24 protein-coding genes are annotated in these 25,640 nt (G+C 60.6%); 14 read left to right on the plus strand and 10 right to left on the minus strand.

Translation table 11 applies throughout. The annotated features are described in order from the left end of the window. The first annotated feature begins 45 nt into the window (after window positions 1-45). The 7 genes from NQF87_RS06670 (at window position 46) to nadC (ending at window position 8,102) form a co-directional block, all read left to right on the plus strand. Complete coding sequence (locus tag NQF87_RS06670) at window positions 46-801, plus strand: lysophospholipid acyltransferase family protein (RefSeq protein ID WP_266127775.1); 756 nt, start codon at window positions 46-48, stop codon at window positions 799-801. A gap of 228 nt (window positions 802-1,029) precedes the next feature. Further along, window positions 1,030-2,217 (plus strand): hypothetical protein, encoded by a 1,188-nt coding sequence (locus tag NQF87_RS06675; RefSeq protein WP_266127650.1) that lies wholly within the window; start codon window positions 1,030-1,032, stop codon window positions 2,215-2,217. Between the two features lie 41 nt (window positions 2,218-2,258). Beyond that, window positions 2,259-3,083 carry an NUDIX hydrolase gene (locus NQF87_RS06680; protein ID WP_266127651.1) on the plus strand — a complete coding sequence of 275 codons (825 nt, stop codon included), beginning with the start codon at window positions 2,259-2,261 and terminating at the stop codon, window positions 3,081-3,083. A gap of 254 nt (window positions 3,084-3,337) precedes the next feature. After that, on the plus strand, window positions 3,338-3,823 hold the full coding sequence (locus NQF87_RS06685) for an RNA-dependent RNA polymerase family protein (RefSeq protein ID WP_266127652.1): 486 nt from the start codon (window positions 3,338-3,340) through the stop codon (window positions 3,821-3,823). A gap of 915 nt (window positions 3,824-4,738) precedes the next feature. Beyond that, window positions 4,739-5,725 carry a quinolinate synthase NadA gene (gene nadA / locus NQF87_RS06690; protein ID WP_266127776.1) on the plus strand — a complete coding sequence of 329 codons (987 nt, stop codon included), beginning with the start codon at window positions 4,739-4,741 and terminating at the stop codon, window positions 5,723-5,725. A gap of 11 nt (window positions 5,726-5,736) precedes the next feature. Further along, window positions 5,737-7,200, plus strand: coding sequence for an L-aspartate oxidase (locus NQF87_RS06695; RefSeq protein WP_266127653.1), 1,464 nt, complete (start codon window positions 5,737-5,739; stop codon window positions 7,198-7,200). A 32-nt stretch (window positions 7,201-7,232) separates the two neighbouring features. Further along, window positions 7,233-8,102 (plus strand): carboxylating nicotinate-nucleotide diphosphorylase, encoded by an 870-nt coding sequence (gene nadC / locus NQF87_RS06700; RefSeq protein WP_266127654.1) that lies wholly within the window; start codon window positions 7,233-7,235, stop codon window positions 8,100-8,102. Between the two features lie 5 nt (window positions 8,103-8,107). Here the strand turns inward: nadC and gloB are convergent, their stop codons facing one another. Further along, a complete protein-coding gene (gene gloB / locus NQF87_RS06705; RefSeq protein ID WP_266127655.1) occupies window positions 8,108-8,815 on the minus strand; it encodes a hydroxyacylglutathione hydrolase in 708 nt (235 codons plus the stop codon). Window positions 8,816-8,967: 152 nt separating this feature from the next. On the opposite strand from gloB, the gene NQF87_RS06710 reads away from it, so the two are divergent. Both NQF87_RS06710 and NQF87_RS06715 read left to right on the plus strand, forming a co-directional pair. Then, window positions 8,968-9,645: a phosphatidylserine decarboxylase gene (locus NQF87_RS06710; protein WP_266127656.1), complete on the plus strand. Its 678-nt coding sequence runs from the start codon at window positions 8,968-8,970 to the stop codon at window positions 9,643-9,645. Between the two features lie 11 nt (window positions 9,646-9,656). Further along, window positions 9,657-10,523 (plus strand): CDP-alcohol phosphatidyltransferase family protein, encoded by an 867-nt coding sequence (locus NQF87_RS06715; RefSeq protein ID WP_266127657.1) that lies wholly within the window; start codon window positions 9,657-9,659, stop codon window positions 10,521-10,523. Here NQF87_RS06715 and NQF87_RS06720 read toward each other — a convergent pair. Continuing rightward, the gene (locus tag NQF87_RS06720) at window positions 10,439-10,957 is read right to left on the minus strand and encodes an NADH-quinone oxidoreductase subunit B family protein (protein ID WP_266127658.1); all 519 of its coding nucleotides are present in this window, start codon (window positions 10,955-10,957) and stop codon (window positions 10,439-10,441) included. The two genes, NQF87_RS06715 and NQF87_RS06720, sit on opposite strands and share 85 nt — an antisense overlap. A 48-nt stretch (window positions 10,958-11,005) precedes the next feature. On the opposite strand from NQF87_RS06720, the gene NQF87_RS06725 reads away from it, so the two are divergent. Together NQF87_RS06725 and NQF87_RS08850 are read left to right on the plus strand one after the other, a co-directional pair. Further along, the gene (locus tag NQF87_RS06725) at window positions 11,006-11,569 is read left to right on the plus strand and encodes a diacylglycerol/lipid kinase family protein (RefSeq protein WP_266127659.1); all 564 of its coding nucleotides are present in this window, start codon (window positions 11,006-11,008) and stop codon (window positions 11,567-11,569) included. Beyond that, window positions 11,469-11,987, plus strand: a complete 519-nt coding sequence (locus NQF87_RS08850) for a diacylglycerol/lipid kinase family protein (RefSeq protein WP_407652023.1) — start codon at window positions 11,469-11,471, stop codon at window positions 11,985-11,987. Before NQF87_RS06725 ends, NQF87_RS08850 begins: the two co-directional genes overlap by 101 nt. On the opposite strand, the gene NQF87_RS06730 is transcribed toward NQF87_RS08850, so the two are convergent. The 8 genes from NQF87_RS06730 to NQF87_RS06765 form a co-directional block, all read right to left on the minus strand. Continuing rightward, window positions 11,911-14,781, minus strand: a complete 2,871-nt coding sequence (locus NQF87_RS06730; RefSeq protein WP_266127660.1) for a TonB-dependent receptor domain-containing protein — start codon at window positions 14,779-14,781, stop codon at window positions 11,911-11,913. The two genes, NQF87_RS08850 and NQF87_RS06730, sit on opposite strands and share 77 nt — an antisense overlap. Window positions 14,782-14,876: 95 nt before the next feature. Then, window positions 14,877-16,313 carry an NADH-quinone oxidoreductase subunit D-related protein gene (locus NQF87_RS06735; protein ID WP_266127661.1) on the minus strand — a complete coding sequence of 479 codons (1,437 nt, stop codon included), beginning with the start codon at window positions 16,311-16,313 and terminating at the stop codon, window positions 14,877-14,879. Continuing rightward, window positions 16,310-17,527, minus strand: a complete 1,218-nt coding sequence (locus NQF87_RS06740) for a hypothetical protein (RefSeq protein WP_266127662.1) — start codon at window positions 17,525-17,527, stop codon at window positions 16,310-16,312. Before NQF87_RS06740 ends, NQF87_RS06735 begins: the two co-directional genes overlap by 4 nt. Beyond that, a complete protein-coding gene (locus NQF87_RS06745) occupies window positions 17,524-18,057 on the minus strand; it encodes a hypothetical protein (protein WP_266127663.1) in 534 nt (177 codons plus the stop codon). The genes NQF87_RS06740 and NQF87_RS06745 overlap by 4 nt, the downstream gene beginning before the upstream one ends. Continuing rightward, window positions 18,054-18,926 (minus strand): hypothetical protein, encoded by an 873-nt coding sequence (locus tag NQF87_RS06750; RefSeq protein ID WP_266127664.1) that lies wholly within the window; start codon window positions 18,924-18,926, stop codon window positions 18,054-18,056. The genes NQF87_RS06745 and NQF87_RS06750 overlap by 4 nt, the downstream gene beginning before the upstream one ends. Beyond that, window positions 18,923-20,251 (minus strand): hypothetical protein, encoded by a 1,329-nt coding sequence (locus NQF87_RS06755; RefSeq protein ID WP_266127665.1) that lies wholly within the window; start codon window positions 20,249-20,251, stop codon window positions 18,923-18,925. The genes NQF87_RS06750 and NQF87_RS06755 overlap by 4 nt, the downstream gene beginning before the upstream one ends. 8 nt (window positions 20,252-20,259) lie before the next feature. Next, on the minus strand, window positions 20,260-20,757 hold the full coding sequence (locus tag NQF87_RS06760) for a DNA polymerase III subunit chi (RefSeq protein ID WP_266127666.1): 498 nt from the start codon (window positions 20,755-20,757) through the stop codon (window positions 20,260-20,262). A 79-nt stretch (window positions 20,758-20,836) separates the two neighbouring features. Then, complete coding sequence (locus tag NQF87_RS06765; protein WP_266127667.1) at window positions 20,837-22,345, minus strand: leucyl aminopeptidase; 1,509 nt, start codon at window positions 22,343-22,345, stop codon at window positions 20,837-20,839. A gap of 223 nt (window positions 22,346-22,568) precedes the next feature. On the opposite strand from NQF87_RS06765, the gene NQF87_RS06770 reads away from it, so the two are divergent. The 3 genes from NQF87_RS06770 to NQF87_RS06780 are packed head-to-tail and all read left to right on the plus strand — an operon-like array spanning window position 22,569 to window position 25,640. Then, window positions 22,569-23,360 carry a 3'(2'),5'-bisphosphate nucleotidase CysQ family protein gene (locus tag NQF87_RS06770; protein WP_266127668.1) on the plus strand — a complete coding sequence of 264 codons (792 nt, stop codon included), beginning with the start codon at window positions 22,569-22,571 and terminating at the stop codon, window positions 23,358-23,360. Between the two features lie 50 nt (window positions 23,361-23,410). Further along, entirely contained in the window at window positions 23,411-24,454 is a 1,044-nt protein-coding gene (locus tag NQF87_RS06775) for an L-threonylcarbamoyladenylate synthase (protein WP_266127669.1), read from the plus strand. A gap of 1 nt (window position 24,455) precedes the next feature. Then, window positions 24,456-25,640, plus strand: a complete 1,185-nt coding sequence (locus NQF87_RS06780) for an LptF/LptG family permease (protein ID WP_266127670.1) — start codon at window positions 24,456-24,458, stop codon at window positions 25,638-25,640.

Raw genomic sequence — 25,640 nt, forward strand, 5'->3', positions numbered from 1 at the left:
CCCTTGCCCTATGGGCTGCTTCTGCGCCATGCAGAAGCTATTATGATGAGTCTTATCCGTGGCAGCCTGTTCAATCTGTATCTTCTGATACTGACCCTCGTGATGGGGGTTTTTGCCTTTCCCATCCGCCTGCTCAACAGGCGGGACGCAGCCCTTGCCTATGCCAAGCTCTGGTCCCGGGCCGTCCTGTGGGGGCTGGAGACGCTCTGTGGCATCCGTATCGTCATCAGCGGGCAGGAGAACCTGCCTGACGGCCCGGCCCTGATCGCCTCCCAGCATCAGTCCTTCTTTGACGGTTTCATCTGGATGAACACCGTGTCCCTGCCCGCCTATGTCATCAAGAAAGAACTGACGGCCATTCCCCTCGTCGGTCCCATGCTGGTCCTCAGCGGCATGATTCCGGTCGACCGCTCCGGCGGCTCCCAGGCCCTGCGCGGTATGATGGAGGCCGTTGCCAGGGCACAGGGAGCCGGACGGCAGATCATCATTTTCCCACAGGGGACACGCACGAAACCCGGCCAGAATGTTCCTCTCCAGAATGGCGTCATCGCTCTGGCACGGCAGGCCACCTGCCCCATCCTCCCCGTCGTGACGAATTCCGGCCTGTTCTGGCCTCACTCTCCCTGGCGGAAATATCCCGGCACGCTGAAAGTGGTCATCGGGGAGCCACTCGCTGCCAACATGAAGGGGCGTGAACTCATACCGGCCATCAGTAAAGCATGGGAGACCCTCTGCACAGACCATGACCTACCCCATGAAGCTGTGGAAAACTCTGTGGACGTGAAAGAAACCAGATCGTAATTCCTGCCCTTCGCAAAGTAACCGCATGGGCAGAACATGAAAACATGTCCATGCAGTTCTTGGTATAACTGCCTGTAACATAACGACATTCACAGGATTCGTGCTGCATCATCTTTTCCATCATGAGCTGTCAGGAGGAAGTGATTACTCCATAACAGGCAAAGAATACTCTGGGGACAGAATAACAGCTCATCCCTTCTCCTGTTCTTCCGTAAAGGAGGCTGGAGCATGAGCCTGTCCCGTCGCCATCCTGTCCTGATCATTACCTCCCTGTGCTTCATTCTGCTGGCAGGAAGCTGGGGGCTGTACCTCCGGACACAGGCCGTGCTCTCCAGCCAGCTGGCCCATCTGGCTGTCCAGTCCCTTCCATCGGATGGCCCAACCCCAACCCTGACCATACAGAAGACCCGTGCCAGAGGCTGGCCCCTTGGGGCGTGGAGGCGGCTTTACGGGGTTTCCTTCCATACCCATCTCAATGGTGCTGATATTGTCGGGGCAACGCCGACCCTCCTTCTGGGAGGGGATTGGCTGGACTGGGCACATGCACTGACCACCGGGACAGAGCTGCCACTCCAGCTGCCCGAAAGCACCATCCTCCGCATGGTCCATGATGGCGAAAGCCTGACCCTCCGCCTGAGCAGGGCGAAACTGCGTATCAGCAAGGAAAGCACCCCCTGTCCACCAGAAGCCAGATGCCATGACCACGGCTCCCTGCCCCTGTACTGGGCCCATTTCCATATCTCCACTCTGGAAGTGGCTTCTTCACAGCTATCCTACAGCCTGACATTGCGCCACCCTGCCGGAACAGTCCGCTTTGCACCGCAATCCCTGACACATCCTGACCCGGCTCTCCAGAACAGGTCTCTTCTTTCAGCATCCATTACAGCCAGGGAGCTGATCTATCCCTCCACCCTGCTGCGGGATTTCCGGATTGAGCAGCTTCACAGTGCCTTCGCCCTGCTCCCCAGCAATGGCCCTGTACCTGCCAACCCTCACGGCAGAAACGGGCCTTCCATGTCAGCATGGCCGGATATTCCCTTACGGCTCAGAATTCATGAACTCAGTGCTACCATCCGTCCCCTGGCACGAACAGAGCAGAAAACACCTCCCCCCCATCTCTCCCTTGGTGGTGAGCTGTATGTGCCCGCTTTCTCCGGCACCGTATCCGTCAGCCTGACCAACTGGCAGGAGCCGTTGCATAACCTTCTTCAGAGCAGCTGGGTCCAGCACAATGTTCCCATCGGCATGCAGGGCCTGCTGAATGAAATGATGGCAAGCCCCCGCATGATCTCCCTTGCCTCCCACCCCCTGACGGTCAGCATTCCTCTTGATCACGGCGTGCCGCCCGGTCTTTCCACAGACCATATGCAGACCCTCTATGACCGCCTCCGCCGGCTTGCGCCCCATCAGCCATGACGTTCCAGAGCCTTTGCCCGACAGACCTCATAACGGTCCTCATGACCATAGGCAGTGATGCCCCGCATGTGACCCTTCTGCGTCATGACCGGGACACACCGACCTTTGAAGAAAGCCATCATTCTTTACAGAAACGCCTCTGCCATTGGGCCGAAACGCTGACCCACTGTTCCATCGGCTATATGGAACAGCTCTATACTTTCAGTTCTTTTCCCGTGCAGGGGCAGACGCCACATATCCACATCACCTATCTGGCCCTCAGCCCTGACCATCCCCTGTCCTGCCACGGGTCGCTTTACCACCACTTCCCCTGGGAAGATCGCCGCAACGAAAGCGGTACCCGGCAACTGGCACAGTTCATCGCAGCCATAAAACACTGGGCTGCCGGACATGACGAACGCCAGAGCCGTATTGCCCCTGCCTTTGGACTGGATGATCTGCCGTGGGATGATACCCGTGTGCTGGAACGCTATGAGCTTTTGTGGGAATCCGGCCTCGTACCCCGTTCTGCGCCCTCCCCTGAAGCGACAGAAGAGGATGACCGCCGCCTTCTGGCCACGGCTCTCTCTCGCCTGCGTGCCCGCATCCGCTACAGTCCGGCCGTATTCGATCTGCTTCCGAAGGCCTTTACTCTTCTACAGCTACAGCAGGCAATGGAAACACTGTCCGGCCGTTTCATGCACAAACCGAACTTCCGCCGCCTTGTACTGCATCAGCAGCTCGTGGAAGAAACCGGCACCTATGAACGGGCCGCTGCGGGACGCCCTGCCCGGCTCTACCGTTTTCGACCAGCGGCCATGGCCTCCTGCTATCTGGGTGCCGCCTTCCTGCCGCTGGAAACACCCTCATGGCTGATCATGTATTAATTCTGCATGGACAGTCTAATATTATCACAAACTCTTGCAATAAGATGAATGCTCTTATACAAATGATCAAGATAAGTGGTGTTGACGATCACAGTTGCCAAACGTAATGATGCCAGACCACAATAGGGCTATGTTCTTCCTCACCTATCATCACGGTACTAATAACATACCAGACAATATCGTATGCCGTGTGTGACAGTTATACCACCACGAAATGGGGCTAAAAAGCTCGGGTATTAGCAGAACGGATACACATGGTGCCCGGGCCTTACTCACCACACAGTACCATTGACAGTCATCGTGGTAATAAGAGATTTTCTTCAAAAATTACTTTATGTCCTGAGGTGAGGAAGTATAAACATTTCGACCTTCCTCTGCCGTCAAAGAAAAATCGATTTTTTGATTTTTCTACTGAACAAAAGAAACAGGTCAAGAAGACACGCTCCATTCGCTTTGTCAGCCGTTCAGATGCACTTTATCTCCAAGCCTATGCAGAATATCTAAATCTATACTATGAGAAATATTTAACAGAGTGCGCTCTAACCCACAGAAAGGAAATAGACAACAGCGCACACCATGCTAGGTCTTTTTTTTGTGAAATCAGTCAAAAGAAAAAATGTCCTTTTCTTGCCTTAGATACAAAAAATTTCTTTAATAAAGTTAACCATATTATTCTAAGGAACGCAATAAAAATCCTGACCAATAAAAGTACATTAAGTGGGCACCATTATACAGTATAGATAAACGCAACAAAATATTCCTATGTCGATAAAGGCGAATTTCTTAAAATAACAGAATAATAACACAATAATAAAAATCGTAATATTGCAAAAACATATGAGATCTAATATAAAATATGCACAAAAGAAGAGTTTATCTCTTATGTGCGAGGGAAACATAATAAGATTATCAAGAATCATAAAGAAACTTTCAGGATACCTCAAAGAATACCCGTACAAAGATTATACGCCAACATCTCCCTGAAATCATTTGATCTTGGTGTATTAAGGTACTTCAAAGAGAAATAGCTCATACAGAAGATACTCTGATGATATCGTCCCAGTTTTCCCCACGTCCGTATCAAGGGAAGATATTTTTCTTAAGATGAAAACACTTCTGAAAGACGTACATCTTTCCATATCAAAAACAGAAAAAAGCCACATTCCAGCACGGTAGAACTCAGGAAGACTCCTCGCACCCATTCATACAATATCTTGGATTTACATTTGATGGAGAAAAAATTCTGATCCGCGACTCCACACAGCGTACATGCAAAAATACGCAATAAAAATAACCCGAGAAAGGAAATATTTAAACGTGAACCACTGAGCCATTATACACATCTCGGTAGAAGAAAAACTTCCTAAAATAGGCTTATAGAGCAGGTAAAATAATAAGGTAACCTGAAATAAGAAAACAGTTCAGACACCATATGACATGGTTGAATCAGATATGGAGAAAAGAAATAAATAACGTATTCAAAACATGATGACAATATTCCTCCCAACGAAACCGATTCCATCAATTCAGACTTGGACACCGTATTTTTATTCACACCACATCCCAAAATAAAACATAATCGCTTGGCACGCCCCTCAGTAGGGTCTATATTATGCTCATAGTGAGTATAAACCTTGATGAAGGACCTCTCCATGATGCAGGGCATCGCCACCTCCCCGTCCCGCGCTGCACTTTACAGCCCCGTGGCCTCCCTCATGGCCCGGCAGGACTGGGAACGGCTTTTTGCAGATGACATCGAGGCCATTCTCGAGCTGAAGCGCAAGCATAACGCTGTCATCCTCGCCCATAACTATCAGACACCGGAAATCTTCCACTGTGTGTCGGACATCCGGGGGGACAGTCTGGCTCTGGCCCGTGAAGCCCAGAATCTGGAGCAGGATGTCATCATCATGGCGGGCGTCCATTTCATGGCCGAAACGGTCAAGCTGCTGAACCCCACCAAAACCGTCCTCATCCCCGATGCTCTGGCAGGCTGCTCTCTGGCTGAAGGCATCACCGCAGAGAATGTCCGCACCCTGCGGGAACGTCACCCCGGCGTGCCGATCGTCACCTATGTGAACAGCTCCGCTGCCGTAAAGGCTGAAACGGATGTCTGCTGCACATCCGGCAATGCCCGCCGTGTCGTGGAAAGCCTTGGTGTGCCAGAGGTCATCATGATCCCCGATGAATTCCTCGCCCGGAACATCGAGCGGGAAACCGGCATCAAGATGCACACATGGTCTGCCCGCTGTGAGGTCCATGAGCGGTTTACCCCGCAGGAAATCCGTCAGTACCGGCGTATGCATGGTCCGCTGCATATCATTGCCCATCCGGAATGCTCGCCCGATGTCGTGGCAGAAGCCGACCATGCCGGGTCCACAGCCAGCATGATGGACTATATCGCCCAGCATAAACCTGAAAAGGTCATGCTCATCACCGAATGTTCCATGAGCGACAACCTCGCCGCCATGCATCCACAGACCGACTTCATCCGCCCCTGCAACCTCTGCCCGCACATGAAGCGCATCACCCTGAAGAACATCCGGCAGGCTCTGGAAACCATGAGTACCGAAGTCACCATCCCGGCTGACCTTCAGGAACCGGCCCGCCGCTCTGTCGAGCGGATGCTGGCCATCAAGTGAAGGATCGTCCCATGCAGGGACACACCCTTTCCCGCTACGCAGGGTTGCCTGTCATCATCGGGGCTGGACTGGCCGGGCTGATGGCGGCTCTGGAGATGGACGGCCCCTGTGTGCTGCTTGCTCCTTCCTTTACGGGAGAAGGAACATCCAGCACCCTGGCCCAGGGCGGCATGGCCGCTGCCGTCGGCCCCGGTGACAGCCCGGCCAACCATGCCAAGGATACGCTCCAGGCTGGAGCCGGGTTGTGCGATCCGGCCATCGTGCAGCGCATCACCGAGGCAGGACCCAGTGCCGTTGAAACCCTCCTGCGGCTCGGTGTTCCACTGGCCCGTGATGAAAACGGCCAGCTTGCCCTCCATCTGGAAGCTGCTCACAGTCATAACCGGATTGTCTTTGCCGGTGGCGACCGGAGCGGGCAGGTCATTCTTCAGCATATTCTCCAGCAGGCCCGCAGAAAGGCTAATATCCACTGGCTGCAGGCCACGCTGGAAGGCTTCCATGCGCCTGATGGTGTCTTGCAGGGCATATGGTCATCTGTCGGATTCATCCCCACACGGCACTGCATTCTGGCCAGTGGAGGCTGCGGCGGACTATATCAGCATACGACCAGCCCGCTCTCCAATCGGGGCGTGACGCTCGCTCTGGCCGCATGGGCAGGAGCCACCGTGCGGGACATGGAGTTCACGCAGTTCCATCCCACGGCTCTCGTCACACCGGACCAGACGAACCGTCTTTCTCTCATCAGTGAAGCCGTGCGGGGAACCGGAGCCGTTCTGCGTCTGGACGATGGCCACCGCTTTACGGAAGAACTGGCCCCCCGTGATGTCGTCAGCCGGGCCATTGCCGCCCAGCTTCGGGAAGGGCGCACCGTCTTTCTGGATGGACGTTCCCTGCCGGATGCGCCTTTCAGCACACGCTTTCCCGGCATCACACAGGCCTGCCGGAAGGCCGGTTTCGATCCGGACACCCAGCTGCTGCCCGTTCAGCCCGCCATGCATTACCATATGGGTGGCCTGAAAGTGGACCAGACAGGACGCACGACCCTGAAGGGGCTATGGGCCTGCGGAGAAGTCGCCTGTACCGGCCTTCATGGGGCCAACAGGCTGGCCAGCAATTCCCTGCTGGAAGCCCTGGTCGGCGGGCAATGGGCAGGACAGGATGTCAACGCCCATCGCGATGCAGCCGGTCCTCTCAATACCACCGCACCGGAACGCCCCACCTTTACGACAGACTGGCCATTCCGGGCAGAGATGCAGCAGCATCTGGGCATTCTCCGTACCCGCACGGAGCTGGAAAACTTTCTGGAGCGCGCCCTGCCACAGGCCCGCCAGAATCTCTGCGCCCTGACGGCCTCCTTCATCGGCTGGGCCGCCCTGAACCGCCCGGAACAGAGGGGAGCACACTGGCGGGAAGACGCACCCGGCCTGCAGTCCCCCCGTCATCTTGACCTGCAGATGAACGATCTGCCCCTGTAACACCTGCCACACATCATCAGGATACCACCATCATGGCCCTTGATACGCTTTTCCTGCCCGACCTGCTCTGGGAACCGGTCATCACCAATGCCCTGCGGGAGGATTTCGGCACGGGCGGGGATGTCACCACACAGGCACTCATGCAGGGCAGACCCACACTGAAAGCCTCCTTCGTCGCCCGGCAGGAGGGACGGCTGGCCGGACTGCCCGGTGCCCGTCTGGCCTTCACCCTGCTGGATGGCAGCACACGCTTTACGGCCTTCAGGCAGGATGGTAACCGCATCACCCGTGGAGACATTCTGGCCGAAGTGGAAGGCCCTGCCAGTGCGGTTCTTGGTGGGGAACGTGTGGCCCTCAATCTTCTGTCCCATCTCAGCGGGATCGCCACCACAACGGGCCAGATCGTGGACTCCGTGGAAGGTGCGGGGGTGAGCATCTGCTGTACCCGCAAGACACTCCCCGGCCTGCGTGCCCTGCAGAAATATGCCGTCCGGGCCGGTGGTGGCAGCAATCACCGCCACCGGCTAGATGATGCCATCATGCTCAAGGACAATCATCTGGCCCTGTTTGGCAGCAACATCCCTGCCGCTCTGGCGGCTGCCCGCCAGCGGGCCGGGCACCTCATGAAAATCGAGCTGGAAGTGGACTCCCTCGCCCAGCTTGCCGAAGCCCTGCAATGCCCTGATGGGCCGGATGCCTACCTGCTGGACAACATGACACCCGCCATGCTGCGGGAAGCCGTGAACATGATTGAAGGCCGTGCCATTGCCGAAGCTTCCGGCGGCATCACGCCCGCCACCGCCCGCAGCATTGCGGAAAGCGGCGTGGACATCCTCTCTCTCGGCTGGCTGACTCACAGCGTGACGGCTCTGGACATCGGACTGGACATCCGCACGGCCTGACCAGCTCAGAACTGGTCTTTCTGCTTCCGCAGACGGGCCAGTTCTTCCGGCGTCCGGGCCATCAGAAAGGGGTTGGTCTGCCGCTCCACACCCAGCGGAACGGGTACGGAAGGCCGCCCTGCCGCCCGAAGTTTCGCAACCTCTACCATGCGGGCCTCAAGGGCTGGTGTCTTCTCTCCCAGCGAGGCGATGAATTTCAGGTTCCCCTGCGTGTATTCATGGCCGGGGCACAGCAGGGTCTCATCAGACAGGTCATCAAACTGGCGGAAGCTAGTGAAAAGCTGCCCGGCACTCCCTTCGAACAGACGGCCACTCCCTCCGCTGAACAGCGTATCGCCACTGAACAGGGCTGGCGTCTCCCCTTCCAGCGCATAGCAGAGATGATCCAGAGTATGACCCGGAGTGGCCATGACACGGAATGTCAGCCCCGCAAGGGAGACCACGCCACCATCCTTCAGCGGATGATCAACCCCCGCCACGTCGGATGGCCCGTAGACAGGCACGTCATACCGCTTCTTCAACGTGGCAACGCCACCGACATGGTCCCCATGATGGTGAGTCAGCAGAATGGCCGCAGGAGCCTCGGTCCCCAGCACCTGTTCCGCCGGGGCCGCCTCGCCGGGATCGATCACCACCCAGGGGCCACCCTCCCTGCGGACAAACCAGACATAATTGTCCTGAAAGGCAGGAACCGGCCTGATATCCACGCTCATGACATATCTCCTTCTACAGGGAATCCCGCAGAAGATGGCGGGATGACGGACATCAATCCCGTCAAGATGGGGCCTCTCCCTCACTGCCGCAACCTCAGGGCCTCTGAAACGAAATACTTGACCCATCCGGCAGGTGACGTATGAGTAATCCCATGTCACTGATCAAATCTTTCAAACTCGTCCTTGCTCCGCCGCATCGTGCGGCAACACCGTTCCTTGGCATTGGCCTGCTGGCCGGTGTGCTGGGGCGGGCCACGCCGTGGCGGCTGACACGGGCACTGGGTACGGCAGGCTTCGCCTTCACCGGCTTCTGCCTGTACTTCTTCCGCAACCCGCGGCGGACGTCCCCGCAGGGTGACAACCTCGTTCTCTCCAGTGCCGATGGCCGTGTGACAGGCATTGCCATGGTCCCGCCACCAGCCGCACTGGAGATGGGCAGCGAGCCGGTCTGGCGCATTTCTACCTTCCTTTCCGTACTGGATGTGCATGTGAACCGCATGCCCGTCAGCGGAACGGTCACAAAGATCGCCTATCATGCAGGCACGTTCCTCAATGCCAGCCTGGACAAGGCCTCGGAACAGAATGAACGCAACGAACTGCGTGTAACACTGAAAGATGGCCGTCAGGTGGCCGTCGTGCAGATTGCCGGGCTGGTGGCCCGTCGCATCCTCTGTGACGTGAAGGAAGGCGAGCAGGTACAGGCTGGCGACCTTTTCGGTCTCATCCGCTTCGGGTCCCGCACGGATATCTATCTGCCGCCGGGTGTCACCCCCGATGTTCTGGAAGGGCAGACGATGATCGGAGGCGAGACGGTTCTGGCGAAGCTCTGAGGGTCATCAACATGCAGAAGCCATCCCCCGGCACGACCATCATGCACAGATACCGGCGCAGGCGACGCCGGGTCCACGGGCTTTCCTTCAACCGGCTTGTCCCTAACATCCTGACGATGCTTGGCCTCTGTGCCGGGCTGAGTGCCATCAAGTTCTCCATGACAGGTCACTTCACCCATGCGGCGGCGGCCCTGCTGCTGGCCGCCTGCATGGATGGGCTGGATGGCCGCATTGCCCGCCTGCTGAAGGGTACGTCCCGCTTCGGAGCTGAATTTGACAGCCTCTCAGACTTTGTCTGCTTCGGCGTGGTGCCACCGTTCATCCTCATGCTGTGGGCATTGCCCGCCACGCAGCGTCTGGCCTTCATTCCCTTCATTTTCTTCACCGTCTGCATGGCGTTGCGTCTGGCCCGCTTCAATTCCGCACTGGATGACGACACGGCCCCGGAATATGCCGCCAACTTCTTCTCCGGCGTGCCCGCACCGGCGGGAGCGGGTCTGGCCCTCTTCCCGGTCTTTCTCGGGCTGGAAGCCAAGCGCAACCATTTGACGGGTCTGGAAAATTTCGCCCATTCCCCGTGGCTGGCAGCAGGCTGCCTGATCGTCACGGCCCTGCTTCTGGTCTCCACCCTGCCGATCTGGTCCTTCAAGAACTTCAAGGTACCGTCCCGGTATATCCTGCCCATGCTGGTCGGGACGGGAGCCTACACGGCCATTCTCATTGCGGAACCGTGGGGTGCTCTGGCAGCAGCCGGGCTGCTCTACCTCATCATGATTCCGCTTTCCCGCCGCTCCTACTGGCGGCTGCGCCGTGAAGCCGAAGAGGCCTGGGAACCTGTTGAAGAAGACACGCCTTCCGCCAGCTCCACCAACGCCTGAAGAATGGCTGAAGGCGATGGCGGGCATCCGGGGATGGAACTGTAGACCCGGGTAAGCGTGTGAATGCCGCCCAGCGTGGCATAGTTGTTCTTCCACAGCCCGCCATCATAAGCGCAGTTCCCCACGGCCACGAGGCTCCGTCCGGCGGGCATGGCCTCCCACGCGCTGGCCAGCGCACTGGCACTGGACCGTGTCACGGACCCGGTGACCAGCAGCCAGTCCGCATCCTCCGGATGCTGGACCCGCTGGAAACCGCTTCCCTCAAGCGGGTAGGCACTGCTGCCCAGGGAAACCAGCTCCATTGCACAGCCCTCACAGCTGCCTGCTTCCAGCGTGAAAAACCGGATGCGCGGACCATGCCGTCTCATGGGGCGGGGCCGCCATTTCTGCACATCCAGCAGAGCGAGCATCATGGTCAGGGGAGCAGGCTGCATGATGGGTGATCCTCACGGAAACAGGGACATGATAAAAGCCGTGACAGAATGTCCGGAAGCGGCACTATAGAACTCCGCCCCGTTCCCGCCCAGAGTGAAGTACTGTCTCACCTCATGATCTCACCATCCCCCTGCCTCCATACCAGGGCCCTGCTCATCGTCAATCCGACTGCGGGACATTATTCCGATCAGCGACTTGCAGAGTTCGTGCGGCATCTGGAAAAGGCAGGACTGGACGTGCAGGTCATGAAAACCCGTCATCGGGGACACGCCACACGGATCGTGCAGGATCATCTGACACGGACGGATCTCATCATTGCCGGAGGCGGTGATGGAACGATTGCCGAGATCGCTCAGGCCATGATGGACAGCTCCTGTCCTCTTGCCCTCTGGCCTGTCGGATCCGCCAACGTGCTGGCACTGGAACTGGAAATTCCTTTCCATGATGCCCGTAACGCCGCCCTGATCGCCAGCGGGCAGTCCCGGACCCTCTGGGCCGGATGGATGGGTAGTGCAGCAGCTTTCCTCCGCCCTCAAGAAACGTGTCGGGCGGCTGGCCTATCTTCTCACTGCCCTACGTCTACCCGTTGCCCACCGTTTCCCTACTTTTGAAACCTGCGTAGATGGCAGGACCTGTCAGGCCCGTCTCACCATCATCTCCAAGGGACGGCTCTATGGCGGGCCTTTCAGGCTGTTCCCGCACAACCATCATGAAGAGCCGTTTTTTTCCATCCTCATGCTGCACCGGCTGAATCCTCTGGCCCTGCTCAGGCAGCTCCTAGCCTTCGCCAGCCATAAGCCATGCCCTGATCCTGCCGTCTCTTACATCAAAGGCCAGACCATTACCTGCTCTGGCAACAGGCCTGTACCCGTGCAGAGTGATGGCGATTTTCGTGGCACGACACCATGCCGCATCGCCAGCGCACCCACTCCTTTGCAGATCATCTGCCCGCCTAGAAATCCGCCCCCATTTGAAGGAAGAAACTTCTTCCGGCGATATAGCCTGAATATTGGGAAAAGGCGGTATTGAAGGTCCCATCCGGCACGAATGGCGGGCGGCGGTTAAAAAGGTTGCTGATGCCCCCCATCAGCTGGAACTGATGCCACTTTCCCGTCACCGTCACATCATGCAGGATCGTTCCGCCAACACGGGTCCGCCCGGATGTGGCCGGGTCAAGGTCCCGATGACCGTCATTCATCCTCATGCCACTGATGATACGGGTCATCCAGATCAGGCTGACATGGTCATGCCGCCATGTTGTGCTGATGTAATGCTGCTCCCGTGGCCGCCCGCTGCCATTCAGATAAAGCAGACGGCCCGTATAATCCTGCCAGTTGCCGTTGCGGGTCAGCTTCTGCCTGTAGCTCAGGAGATACTGAGTATTTTCGTAGAAACTCAGCTGGTCCCGATCACTCAGGGGCAGGCTATAACGCAGGCTGAAATCCAGACCATCCGTCTTCAGGGCACCGATATTCTGCGGCAGGGCCTCAATGGCCGTGATCTGCCCGCTACTGGAGCGGGACAGAATGGCACTACAGAAATCAGGCTCACTCCCTGTATAACACCCGTCCAGAAGCGTCTGGGTGCTGAGGGTCGAAATCATGTCCCGCAGGCTGTAATGCCAGTAATCCACGGAAAGCTGCAATGACCTGAGAGTTCGGGGCGTAATGTCCATTCCCACCGTTGCCGTACGCCCATATTCCGGCCCCAGCCGGGGATTGCCACCGGAGAGGGTCGGCAGCTGCCCCACCAGAGAAGACGTGAAACTGGCCGGGTTGATCCCCTCCTTCTGGCACCGTGCCCGCACCGCCCCCGCATTGCTGCCATAGCTGCTGACATGAGCGCAGGGATCAGACGCGGACGCATAGCTCAGTGTCTGACCACCATAAACATCATACAGGCCCGGCTGCCGGAACGACGTACCCAGCGTTCCCCGGAAGGCCACATCCTGAACCGGTGCCCAGTGCAGGCCGGTCTTCCAGTTCAGCGGGGTTCCGTAATGGCTGTACGAAGAAACACGCCCCTGAAGATCAACCGTCAGGTCCCGTGCCAGCAGGGCACGCCGCAGCAGGGGAAGCTGGATTTCCCCATACCCTTCCGAGACGGTAAAGCCACCCCCTGTATAGGCCCCCGCCGCCCCTGTGGAGGCACCTTGCGCCACGAGGGCATCGGGATGATAGCTCAGCTGTTCACCCCTATGCTCCATCCCAACCGCCAGCCCGACCGGCCCGGCATGACGCCACGGCAGGGCGAAAAGATGCGGGTTCCGCAGGCGCAGCATCGTGTCCCGCAGCTGATAGGTCGCCCGGTCCTTCTGGGTGAAGCGGACATAACCCTTCGCCTGCTGACTGTAGGGCGCAAAGGGATTCTGCAGCACGCAGCCCTGCGCCGCCTGACAGATGCCCGGATCATAGGCCACGGCACTGCGAGGATTGCTTCCATCAAGCTGCCTCGTCCCAGTCGTTTCCAGCAGGTTACGGTAATTGATCATGTCCTGCGTATGGGAAGACAGATGGCTCCGCCCATAGGTATAGGAGGCATCATAATCCCAGCCAGCCCCCAGCTGCCCCTTCAGCCCCGGCAGGAAGGTCCATGTATCCGTGTTGATGTTATTCCGCCGTGGCCCGACATCCTCCGCCCTCTTGATGACGGAAGCATCTATGCCCCACGGATTATAGGGACTGGCAGCAGGCAGTATCCATGATGACGGCAAGGTGGAAGGCGGGACACTCCCCTGTATCGGGGCTGGCGACTGGGTACGGCTCACAAGCGTATGGCTGTAACGCATGGTGCCATAGAGTGTCACGAAACGGGAAAAGCGTTCATGCGCATCAAGAGAGACCGTCCCGTCATCATGACGGTTCATGATCGTGGAGTAACGGGCGAAATTATAGAGGTCTCCACTCGTGAAGCGGCGGAAGCCTCCCTGCCCATCCGGCACCATCTTCTGCCCCGTCTGCGGGTTTATGAGAACACCAGATGGAATGATGGATGAGCCGTAACTGGGGCTGCCCGTGGCCGGATTGTCATTCTGTGGCAGGGCTGCCCAGCTCCGGTCCCGGTTATAGATGGGGCCGGTCGTGCTGTAACTGCCCGCCAGCGTGACATTGCCCCGCCCGTCATCAAAATTCATGCCATGATAGGCGGAAATCTCCCCACCCCGGGCATCACCCACCTGCGTGATGGTCCCCCGCATGATGATGTTGCTTCCCGTCAGGTCATGCCGCAGATGGATGTTGATGACACCCGCCACGGCGTCCGCCCCATAGAGGCCGGACCCACCATCCTTGAGGATTTCCACCTTCTCGATCTGCTGCAACGGAATGGTGTTGAGGTCCACACATTCGGACCCTGCATTGAGCGGTGCCCGATGCCCGTCAATCAGCACAAGCACCCGCCCCTGCCCCAGATTTCGCAGGTCCGTGCAGGAGGCTCCCTTGCCGCCGTTGGTCATACTGTTGGGCGAGCCGGATGACCCGATGGAAGGCATCCGTTGCAGATAATCCCCCAGAGACGTCACGGCACTGCGCTGTATGTCCTTCCCCGTGATGGTCTGCACGGCATTGGGCGAATTCTTCCGCTCTCCCTGGAGAAAGGACCCCGTAACCGTCAGCTGCTCGACAGGTGGAGAACTGGCATGAACTGCCTGAAGGGATCGCCTGTCCACAGATGTTTTATGGGGTTTCCTGTCATGCGTGGCCAGAACTGCCTTCGCTGGCGTCTGCTGTGTCCCCGGTTCTGCCCGAAGCGGAGACACCGTCAGAGCCGGACAGATCAGCCCCCCACCCAGTATGAGGGCAATGCCCCGTCTGATTAGCCGCACAACCCCTCACACAGCGCATGACGAAGATTAAATTCTATTTTAGATGTTATAATATAACATTCGGATGCAAGCCAGTCTTTTTGCGCAGCAGCCCGTTACAGGGCCACACCTGCCGGAGACACGCCCAGCGAGGCCAGAACCAGCCCAAGCTGTTCCGGCTCATGCCCTTCCAGCACGGCCCCCAGCACGGCCAGAAGCGGCAGCATCGGGTCCCGTATCTGTATGCGGGCCAGCCGCCCTTCTTCCAGCACGACATGGTACCAGACATCCCCCCGTGCCCCTTCGGCCACGCCCAGCCCTTCATCCGTGCGGGGCAGAGGCTGCCATTCATTTTCCTGCCCATAATCGGTCGTCATGCGGTCAAAAATCCGCAGGGATTCCTCAATCTCTGCCAGACGCTGCCGGTTGCGTGCCCATGCATCGCCCTCATGACGGCCCGCTCCCCCCATGGCCTGCGGGCGGACCCCTTCATCCATGTACCGCATGTCCAGATACCGCCCGCTGGCACGACCGGCTGCACCACCCAGCGCATAGTCCCATGCCATTTCCGTCGGTACAGGTGCCACGGCTTTCAGCCGTCCATCAAACAGACGGGTAAGCTGCCTGATCTGCTCCAGCCGGGGAGCCATCGCCTGACACACGGCCTGGGTAAATGGAATCATGGCCTCGACCCCACTCGGCTCCTCCAGCCTGATGCTGTCCGTCAGGCGGCGTGACAGGCCATGCTCCATGCAGAGATCAGCAAAATACTCCCGTGCATGGTCACACAGGCTGGCCAGAAGACCCGCCCCGGCCTGATGGGCCGTCTGGGCCAGATCGAACAGGTGCAGCCCTATCCGCTCGGCCTCCAGCAGGAGCAGCCGCCTGTCCCGCTCCCGTGGGTCTATCCGGCGGCTCCCGGCCTGCTCCAGGGCACGGACGAACGCCAGCGGATGGGACACGAACCCGCTGGCGGAAATACGGGCCACCAGAGGCATGGCTTCCTGCGGGGTCAGCCCGATCAGACGGGACAGCACCCCCCGATGCCCGGCGGCAATCTGCACCTCGACCTGCTGCATCACGCCATCGGACAGCACATAATCAATGCCGAGCAGCCCCGGTACAGGCGTACGTGATGCTTCAATCCGGCAGCGTGGCAGCGGCTGTCCCCCACCATCCCCCACAGGCAGGGGCGTGGCCGACAGGGGAGCCGTGAGCGACCAGCTGCCATCATCCACGGCGGGGCTGTCATCCAGCGCAGACCACGCCTCCACACCCCAGAGGTCACGGGCGATGCGCTCCCCCCACTGTGCCGCCGGGAAATAGGGCGAAACCGCCTGATAATGCCCCTGCTCCACAGCCGTACTCAGCAGCAGGGGCTGTTCTCCTTCCAGCAGGAACAGGGCCGTGGCCCAGTCTCCATCTGCCCAGAAAGCCAGCAACGTCATCATCCGGGCATTCTGCTGCAGAAGACGCTGCCAGCCTTCCGCCGTCACACGGTAATGAAACAGCCCGACACGTTCCCCCTCGGAGAGGGCAGGTCCGTTCATCATGCCGCATGTCCTTTCAGTAGAGGCGACGCATAAACCAGCAGGATCACGGCCAGACAGGCCAGCAGACCGAGACAGAACAGGATGGACCGCATCACTCGTCCCCCCCGCTGCCAGACAACCAAAAGACTCTGCGGCAGGGTCTCAAGCCCGAGATGCCAGAAGCCCAGCACCATGCAGGCCAGCAGACTGACCAGCGCACCCCAGCCAAGCAGAGGGGCCAGAACGGCCAGCACCACCATGATGACCGGCAGGACCATCTGTATGGGCAGCAGCGCAAGCCCGGCTGGCAGGGCCGTCTGCCCTACCGGCAGCAGCCCGTGACATCCCAGACGCAGGGCCGTCGCCAACAGGGCCGCCACATAAAGCAGCAGCAGGCACGGCATCTGCCCTGTCCCTGCGGCCAGCAGCCCCAGCCCTGTCAGCCAGGGAAGCAGCGGCAGGGACCCTGCCCGCCTCAGGAGCAGACTGCCCAGGGCCAGCAGCCCGGCAATGACCATCAGAAGCTGCGTGAAGGGTGTTACCGCCAGCAGAGGCATGAGGAAGAGCGAAACAAACCGCAGCCCGACATCCAGAAGGGCCAGCTCGGCCCGACTGGACATGACGCTGCCCAGTCCCGCCATCATGCACAGCCCCATCAGGGCCAGGACCTGCCCGACCTGTACCGCACTCTCAGTGCTGGCAAAAACGCCACCGCCCTGCATGACCGTAAGACCAAGCCCGGCCAGGATCACGCCACTCAGCCGCAGGCGCACCATGTCCCAGGCAGGCATGGCCCGCCGTGTTGCCCGTCCGTCCCACCAGGCCAGCAGCACGGTCCCCGCACCATCAAAGAACAGTACCGCCAGAGGGGGCCGCAGCAGGAGCCCCATGAAGATGCATCCCGTCACGAGGAAAGGCAGATAGGCTTCCATGCCTTCCCCGAAAGACGCCTTCTCCCGGAAAGAATCAGCCCCCCGCCAGAGGGCAAAAAGCAGGGCGGGCACGCAGGCTTCCATGCCCAGACAGAGTGCCTGCCCCCATGTCATGCCGGAAGAACAGCCCAGCAGGGCCAGAAGGCTCAGCCCCAGCCCCAGCCGGGCCATATGTCGGGCCTGGGCTGGCCGCCGTGACGCCCAGAGAACCCAGACCACCAGAAAAGGCCAGCAGAACAGCCCGAACAGCACGGGAGACGCAAACAGACCAGACGCAAATGAAACCGCCGCCAGAGCCATCATTCATCACCCACATGCAGCCAGGCCAGTCTGGGCAGCAGCACCAGTGCCAGAAACACCATGACGGCCCAGAGAGCCGCTGCCGTCACGAACAGCCCCCAGGACGGCAGGATGGCCGCCATGACCATCAGCCCGTCCACGGCCATGATCAGCCCACAGAACTGGGCTAGAGCCACCCCGCAGGCTGCCGAACAGAGACCGGCCAGAACCAGCCCGATGCCGAACGTGGGCACCAGCCCCAGCCCTGACCCGAAGAAGGCCAGAACGAACTGAAGCAGCAGGGTCATCACCACAGGCATCAGCCCTCGCCCTCCTGCAAAGGATGCGCCCTGCCCGACCGCAAAATGCCGGACAATCCCCCAGAGCAGAAGATTGAACACGGGGAGCAGCAGGGCGCAGAACGCAGCCAGCACCCCCATCCCGGAGGTCCCTGCAATGGCTGCACAGAGTAGCCCGTAGAGCGGCAGCCAGCGGCCATCCCGCCCCAGCGTCAGCAGCACCAGCACGAGCGCACAGGCAAAACCGGTCATCATACGGCGAACCTCCCGGCAAGGGCCATCAACCCGGCCAGCCCGAGCAGAAGGGCCACGAAACGTCCATTCCGGCGCATCCCCGTCAGCCGCCCCAGGGATACCAGAAGACTTCCCCCCCCAAACCGGACCACAAGCCCGCTCACGCCTGCCGGTCCCTCCAGACCGAACAGGACAGGCAGCAGAAGATCACCCAGAAGCAAGGCCCAGCCAACCTGATAGATCGCCACGATCACCTGCCGCTGATCCCGGGCCGTACGGCTGGCAGGCTGCCCACGGGCCACCATGTCCTCTGCCAGAGACTGGGGGTCCGGCAGGGCTGCCGTCAGGGCCAGTGCCACGGCACAGCAGAGGGACGTGCCCGCAAGGCTGGACCCCGGAGCCGCCAGCAGAAGGCGTTGCACCCCCTGCAACCCCGTGACACCCGGAGCCGCCAGCACAAGAAAACATTCCGTCAGGCACAGGGCGGCACAGCACCGCCCACGCTCCGCCCAGAAACGCCCCGGCACCGCCCAGAAGGCCCCAGCCAGCAGAACCCCTCCCATCAGGAGCGGATCCGCCAGCCATGCCCCCATCACGGTTCCCACATCCGCCCTGACAATGGACAATCCCGCAAGGCACAGCATCGCCAGAAAACCGAGAGCCAGCATCAGCCCGTCCTCCAGAGGCAGACCGTGGCGCAAAATCAGCCGCCAGAACGTCCCGAACCGCCTGTAGCGTTCTCTCAATGGAGCCACGGCCCGCCCGACCAGCAGGGCTGGCACGTCCTCCTCCAGCCAGAACATCACGGGGAGCAGAAGAAGGACAGCACCACACTGAAGGACAAGCTCCAGCACGACATGAAACACGGCAGCCAGAAATGATCCCGTCATTGCGCCAGCCCCATCACGACCAGAACACATCCCAGAAAGACTAGCCAGAACACGGCACCGAGTTCCTGCGCGGGCAGAAGTGACAGAAGTTCCGTAGCGGAAAGCCGCACGCTCCGGGCCTGCCTCTTCCCCCGCATCAGCAGCCGTTTCAGGCTGTGAGGGCAGACCGGTGCCGCCTGCATGTAAGACTGAAGCCCCGCCAGCCCGGTCTCTCCTTCTTCTTCCAGAAACAGGCCGCCCTCGGAGCTGCCACGCCTGCGCCGGGACAGGCACAGCCAGACAGGCAGCATCACGCCCCAGAACAGAGGCAGGGCCATCATGCTGCCATCACCACCGGGCAGGCGATAGAGCCAGCTGGCCCAGCCCGCCCCATACCCTGTCAGCCAGTCCGCCGCCATGCCGCAGGCGGGAGGCAGGATCACGGCCAGGCACAGGCCCCAGGCCCAGTGCCTCCGCAGGCCATCCCGCAGGGCCGGAGCCGCCTGACTGAGCACCAGAACGCCATCCCCCAGTGAAAGCCCCATGATCGCCACACCAAGCAGGCAGCCCATGACAGTCCATCCCTCCGTGCTGCTGCTCAGGCCAAGCGAAGCATGAAGCCCGACCCAGCCCACGACGAATCCCGGCAGGGGCGGTGCCGGAAGCATCAGCAGGGACGCCCGGGGCCAGACCACGGCAAGGCACTGGCCGGCAAGGTCCAGAAGCAGGGCGAAGAAAGCCCCCTCCACACCCAGCTCCATCCCCTGCTGACGGGAAACCTCCATGACACCCAGCAACAGCACGGGCCGAACGAGGCGGCAGTAGCGATACAGAAAAAGCCGGTCCGCCCACATGCCAGCCATCAGGCACAACCCGACCAGTCCGGCCACCCCCAGCATCCAGTCAAGGGGATGACGGGCTGCCATCTCATGGCCCAGCCCGAGCATCAGGATGAGGGCAACGGACCGTGCCGCTTCACGTTCCCCCACCGCCCTGCCTGCGGCCCAGAAACAGACTGCCATCACACCGAGACCACCGGCTTCCGCCGGGAAAAGACCATACCCGACCAGAGCGGGCACACCCCAGACAGGCTGGAAGACCCGTCCGCCCCCCAGCAGAACAAGCGACACGGCCATCAGACAGGCCGCTGCCCCGGCATGTGGGACGACCGCCAGGGTCAGCAGGGCCAGAACCATGCCCGCCATGTGGCAGCCCCCCTGCCGCCAGACATCCAGCGGAACGGAACGCCACAGACCACTGACGAACACGCGGACAGACCGCTCACCACAGAGCAGCACGGCCAGCAACACCATCAGGCAGGCCATGAAAGGATCATGGAATGACATGTCTGGCCTTACCCTGCCCTTTTCCAGCCTCTGGCTTCCTGTTTCCAGTACGCCATGCCGTATCCGGCCTGTTTCATGTCTTTCCAGCGCAGGCGGGCCTGCTGGACTACGGCTTCATCACGACCGTCAAACAGGTCAAATATCCGCCTGAAGCCGTTCAGTTCCCCATCCCATGCTCCATTGATGCGGAACAGGAAGGCTGCCCCGTTGGGGCATTCATCACAGTCCGTCAGCCAGACGGGCTGGCGGGCCGCCTGCCCCATCGCCCGGCTGCCATGAGGGAGCCATATGTCAGCCCGTGTTGCCCACAGGGCGTCATCCAGCCCCGTCACCTGCCCGGCATCCCGGCAGCGGACGATGGCACGCTCCCCACTCTCCAGAGTCTTCTCCAGAAGGGCAGGCAGGGCCTCTTCAAGAGAGGTCCGTGTGAGATGATAGAACCCCACCTGAATCTCTCGTGGCGGATGGGTCGCCATTCTGACCTGTCCGTCAGCCTGCTCCTGCATGACATGCCTCTTCCATGACGGTACCTGCCGGACCGGCCCTGACAGGGCCGGTCCATTCCTCACTGCCCGGTGACGGAGTTCAGTGACGGGCCTGATAAAGCCGGACAAACTGGTCCAGCAGGCGCACGCCGAAACCACTGGCCCCCTTGGGTGTGATGGATGTGGCCTTTTCGACCCAGGCCGTACCGGCAATATCCAGATGAGCCCACGGCGTATCACCCACGAACCGCTTGAGGAACTCTGCCGCCAGAATGGAGCTGCCCGGACGCCCACCAATATTCTTCATGTCGGCAATGTCGGAATCAATGCGGCGGTTATAGGCGGCTCCCATCGGCATGCGCCACAGGGCTTCACCCGTTTCCTCCCCGGCCCTGGCAAGCGCACCGGCAAGCTGGTCATCATTGCTGAACAGTCCGGCATAGTTGCTGCCCAGTGCCACGACGATGGCCCCCGTCAATGTGGCCAGATTGACCATCAGGGCAGGGCTGAAGGTCTGCCGTGTGTAGGACAGCAGATCAGCCAGCACGAGACGCCCTTCCGCATCGGTGTTCAGGACCTCGATGGTCTGGCCGCTATGGCTTTTCACGATGTCACCCGGACGCTGGGCCGCACCGGACACCATGTTCTCCACCAGACCAACAACACCCACGGCATTGACCGGAGCCTGGCGGCGGGCCAGTGCGCTCATCACGCCGACAACGGCCGCGGCACCGCCCATGTCCATCTTCATCTCATCCATGCCCGCAGCAGGCTTGATGGAAATGCCCCCGGAATCAAAGGTCACACCCTTGCCGATGAAGGCCAGCGGTGCCCTGTCGGACCCGGCATCACCTTTATGGCGCATGATGACCGTGAAAGGCAGCTTCTCGCTGCCCTGCGCCACGCCAAGAAGGGCACCAAAACCCAGCTCTTCCATCCGGGCACGGTCCATCACCTCAATTTCCAGCCCCAGAGATTCAAGCTCCCTGATCCGCCGGGTGAATTCTTCAGGGAAAAGGACATTGGCAGGCTCATTCACGAGGTCCCGTGTCAGGAAGACACTCTCCCCCAGCCCTTCCAGTTCCTTCCAGCCTGTCCGGGCTGCCTCTGCCTGACCGTCTTCCGGAAGGGCAACGCACAAGGCCTTCAGGGCCGGAGCCTTGCCGGTGATGGTCCTGTAACGGTCGAAACGGTACCCTCCCAGACGGGCACCCAGCGCAATCTCCGCTGCCAGCGGGGCCTGTCCGGCCTCAAGCAGCAGGACAGCTGCGGAGGCTTCAATGCTGCTGGCCTTCAGCAGCTTCACGGCCTCACCACCGGCCAGACGGGCAGCCGTTCCGGCACTCTGCGGCTCATCAGCCGCCGGGGCACAGCCCAGAAGATGGAACTGCGCCACATCCTTCGCCGGAGCGATCAGGCTGACGGCCTGCCCGGCCTTGCCCGTGAAGTCCCGCAGGGCCACGGCACGGGACAGGGCACCCCCCAGAGCCTCGTCATGCCTGCGAAACACGGCTCCCTGAGCAAAGGATTCCCCATGACAGAACAGTATGGCGGAAAGGCCTGTTCCCCCCTGCGGACGAACTTCTGTAGAGAAAGAAATGTCAATCATAACAAACCTGTTTCATCTCGGGAGCAGGCATCCGCACCATCCGGCACCTTCATGAATCGCCTGCCCTCATCATGAGGGGAATGTCCCGCCTTATGACCTAATGAAGACCATCAGACCAGCCTCACATGACCATTACGGTGTAAACACACCCCTTCTCAGTCCCCCCACCATAACAGAGAAGAGGAGAAGTGACGAACGGTCCATAATACGGTAACCTGCCACCATGAATGCTTCCCCCGATACGCCCCCGCAAGACCGTGATCTGCTGACACTCGCTCTGGACATTGTCGCCGAAGCCGCCGAGATCGTGCGGGAGATCCGCGACCGGGGTTTCCAGACAGAGATCAAGGCCGACTCCTCTCCGGTCACGGAGGCGGACAGGGCATCGGAAGCGCACATCCTCACCCGCCTGCGGGATGCCTGCCCGGACATTCCCGCCATTGCGGAAGAGGAACATGCCGCCGGCATCCATGTCCCTGCCGGGAGCAGTTACTGGCTGATCGACCCGCTGGACGGCACACGGAGTTTTGCAGCGGGCGGTGATGACTTCACCATCAATATCGGTCTGGTCCGCCAGAACAGGCCCGTTCTGGGGGCCGTGGCCCTGCCCGCCCGGCAGGGACTCTATGGTGGCGGGATCGGACAGGGTGCCTTCCAGCTGATCGGCCCCCAACGCCACCCCATCAGGACGGCCCCGCCGGGTAAGGAGGGCCTGCGGGTCATGACCTCCTCCCACCACACATCCGAAGAACTGCTCCAGAGATGGCTGGATGGCCGTCATGTCCAGTCCGTCACCCGCATGGGGTCAGCCGCAAAGATCATCCTCATTGCCGAAGGGAAGGCCGATTTCTACCCCCGTTTCGGACCGACCATGGAATGGGACACGGCAGCCCCGCAGGCCATTCTGGAAGCCGCAGGCGGTCATCTCATGGACGAGCATGGCCAGACGCTCCGTTACGGCAAGAAAGGCTGGCTCAATCCTCCCTTCTTCTGCACGGGCTATCCCAACGGCTGAGGCCGCCCCCGTTTCACCTGTCTCCATCATCATTCCGGTACCAGCACACCATGCCCCACCCTGCCCCACATCATCGTACAGAACGGCTTGATCAGGACCATGACGGAATCCGGCGGGCCGCCCGTCTGCTCCAGCAGGGGGGACTGGTCGCCTTCGGGACAGAAACGGTCTACGGGCTGGGGGGACTGGCCACGTCACAGCGGACCGTGAAACACATCTTTCAGGCCAAGGGGCGGCCTTCCTTCAACCCGCTCATCAGCCATTTCGCATCAGCCGAGGCTGCCTTTGCGGAAGCCGACATGGCCATCCCCCTGCATGACATGGCCCGGCGTCTGGCCCGGCGTTTCTGGCCCGGCCCGCTGACACTCATCCTGCCCCGCCATGCGGAAAGCCGCCTCTGTCAGGCCGTCACGGCCGGGCTGGACACGCTGGCCGTGCGTGTCCCCAGAGGCCGGGCGGTGGAAGACCTGCTCCGCCTGACAGGCCAGCCCATCGCTGCCCCTTCCGCCAACCGGTCCGGCCGGGTCAGTCCCTCCACCGCCCGTCATGTGCTGGACGAACTTGAAGGCCGGATTGATGCCGTGCTGGATACCGGCCCCTGCCCTGTCGGGCTGGAAAGCACCGTTCTGGACCTGACAGGCCCCCATCCCATTCTCCGCCGCCCCGGCGGCGTCACGCTGGAAGAGTTGCAGGAAGTCTGCGGCCCCATCACCGTGGCAGAGCATGATGGAACGGATGATCTTCGTCCCACTGCGCCGGGACAGCTGACCTCCCATTATGCACCGTCCCTGCCCGTGCGCCTTGATGCCACCCATGTCCATCCTCACGAAGCCTTCCTGACTTTTGGCGGACGAGAGGTGCAGGGAGCGGCTCCAGCACTCACCCTCGATCTCAGTCCCGGTGGCAGCGTGGAAGAAGCCGCACGCCGCCTCTTTGCCAGCCTCCGCCAGCTGGATCAGGCTGCCGCCCGCCACGGCCTGACCGCCATTGCCGTGGCTCCCCTGCCAGCGGAAGGACTGGGCCGTGCCCTGAAGGACCGGCTGAAGCGGGCCGCCGCTCCCCGCCCGACAGACCCGGCCTCGCCCCCGGCCTGACATGGCCCGACAGCAACTGGACAGTGCCGGACGTTTCTTCGCCAGCATCCGTAGGATGTTCCCCTTGCGGGACCGCTACATTCTCCATCATCTACTCCTCGGACTGGCAGCCCTGACAGGAGGAGCCACGGCCCTGATATGGCTGACACAGTCCCTGCATTTCATCGGCATGATCGTCCAGCACGGACTGTCCCTGCTGGCCTTCCTGCACCTGACCCTGCTGATGCTGCCCTCCTTCGTCAGTGTCATCCTGCCGGTCACATGCTTTCTCGTCATCCTGTGGTTCTACCAGCGTCTGGCAGGTGACCGGGAACTGACCATCCTTCAGGCCACCGGCCTGTCTCCCCTGCGACTGGCCCGCCCCGGGCTGGTCTGTGCCGGTCTCGCCACGCTCATCGGCTATGGGCTGAGCCTGTGGGGGGCACCACTCGCCTACCATCACTTCCACCGCTATGAGCTGGAAATCCGCAACCGGGCAGCCGCCTTCCTGCTGGAGGAAGGCGTCTTCACGCCCGTCTCCAGAGACATGACCGTCTATATCCGGGAACGCCACAGCGATGACAGTTTCGGCGGCATCATGATCGAGGATAACAGGGTGCCCGAAAACCCGGTCACCATCCTTGCTGAAGACGGGCTGACGGAACCGCATGGCGACGTGCTGCGCCTGATCCTTCACAATGGCTCCCGCCAGACTCTCAACCGCCGGACCGGTGAGCTGAGCACGCTTCTCTTCCGGCTGGAAACGCTTGATTTCGGCTCTCCGCACGATCAGACCCTCAGCCCCGATGTGGCCGAGCTGACCATGAGGCAGCTTTTCCACCCGCAGGGCGACCTGCCCGCACATGCACACAACAAGCTGCTCATCGAGGGCTGGACACGTCTCACCGGCCCGCTGGCCTGCCTCTCCTATGGGATGATCGGGCTGCTCTGCGTCCTGCGGGGGCGTTTCAGCCGGCATGGCACCATCATCCGTCCCACAATGGCCGTCCTCAGTGTTGTCGGGCTGATGATCCTGTCCCTGATGCTGAAAAATCTGGCTGAACGGAACCCGGCTCTCGTGCCACTTCTCTGGCTGGAAGTCCTGCTGCCCATCATCGTGGGTGGAGGAATTTTCCTGCGGGATGCAGCCCGTACCTACAGCCTGTCACCAGCCTCCACGCCCTTCCGCCAGCCCCCGGCGCAGTAA

Origin of the sequence: Bombella dulcis (assembly GCF_026385505.1) — a bacterium.
GTDB lineage: Bacteria > Pseudomonadota > Alphaproteobacteria > Acetobacterales > Acetobacteraceae > Bombella > Bombella dulcis.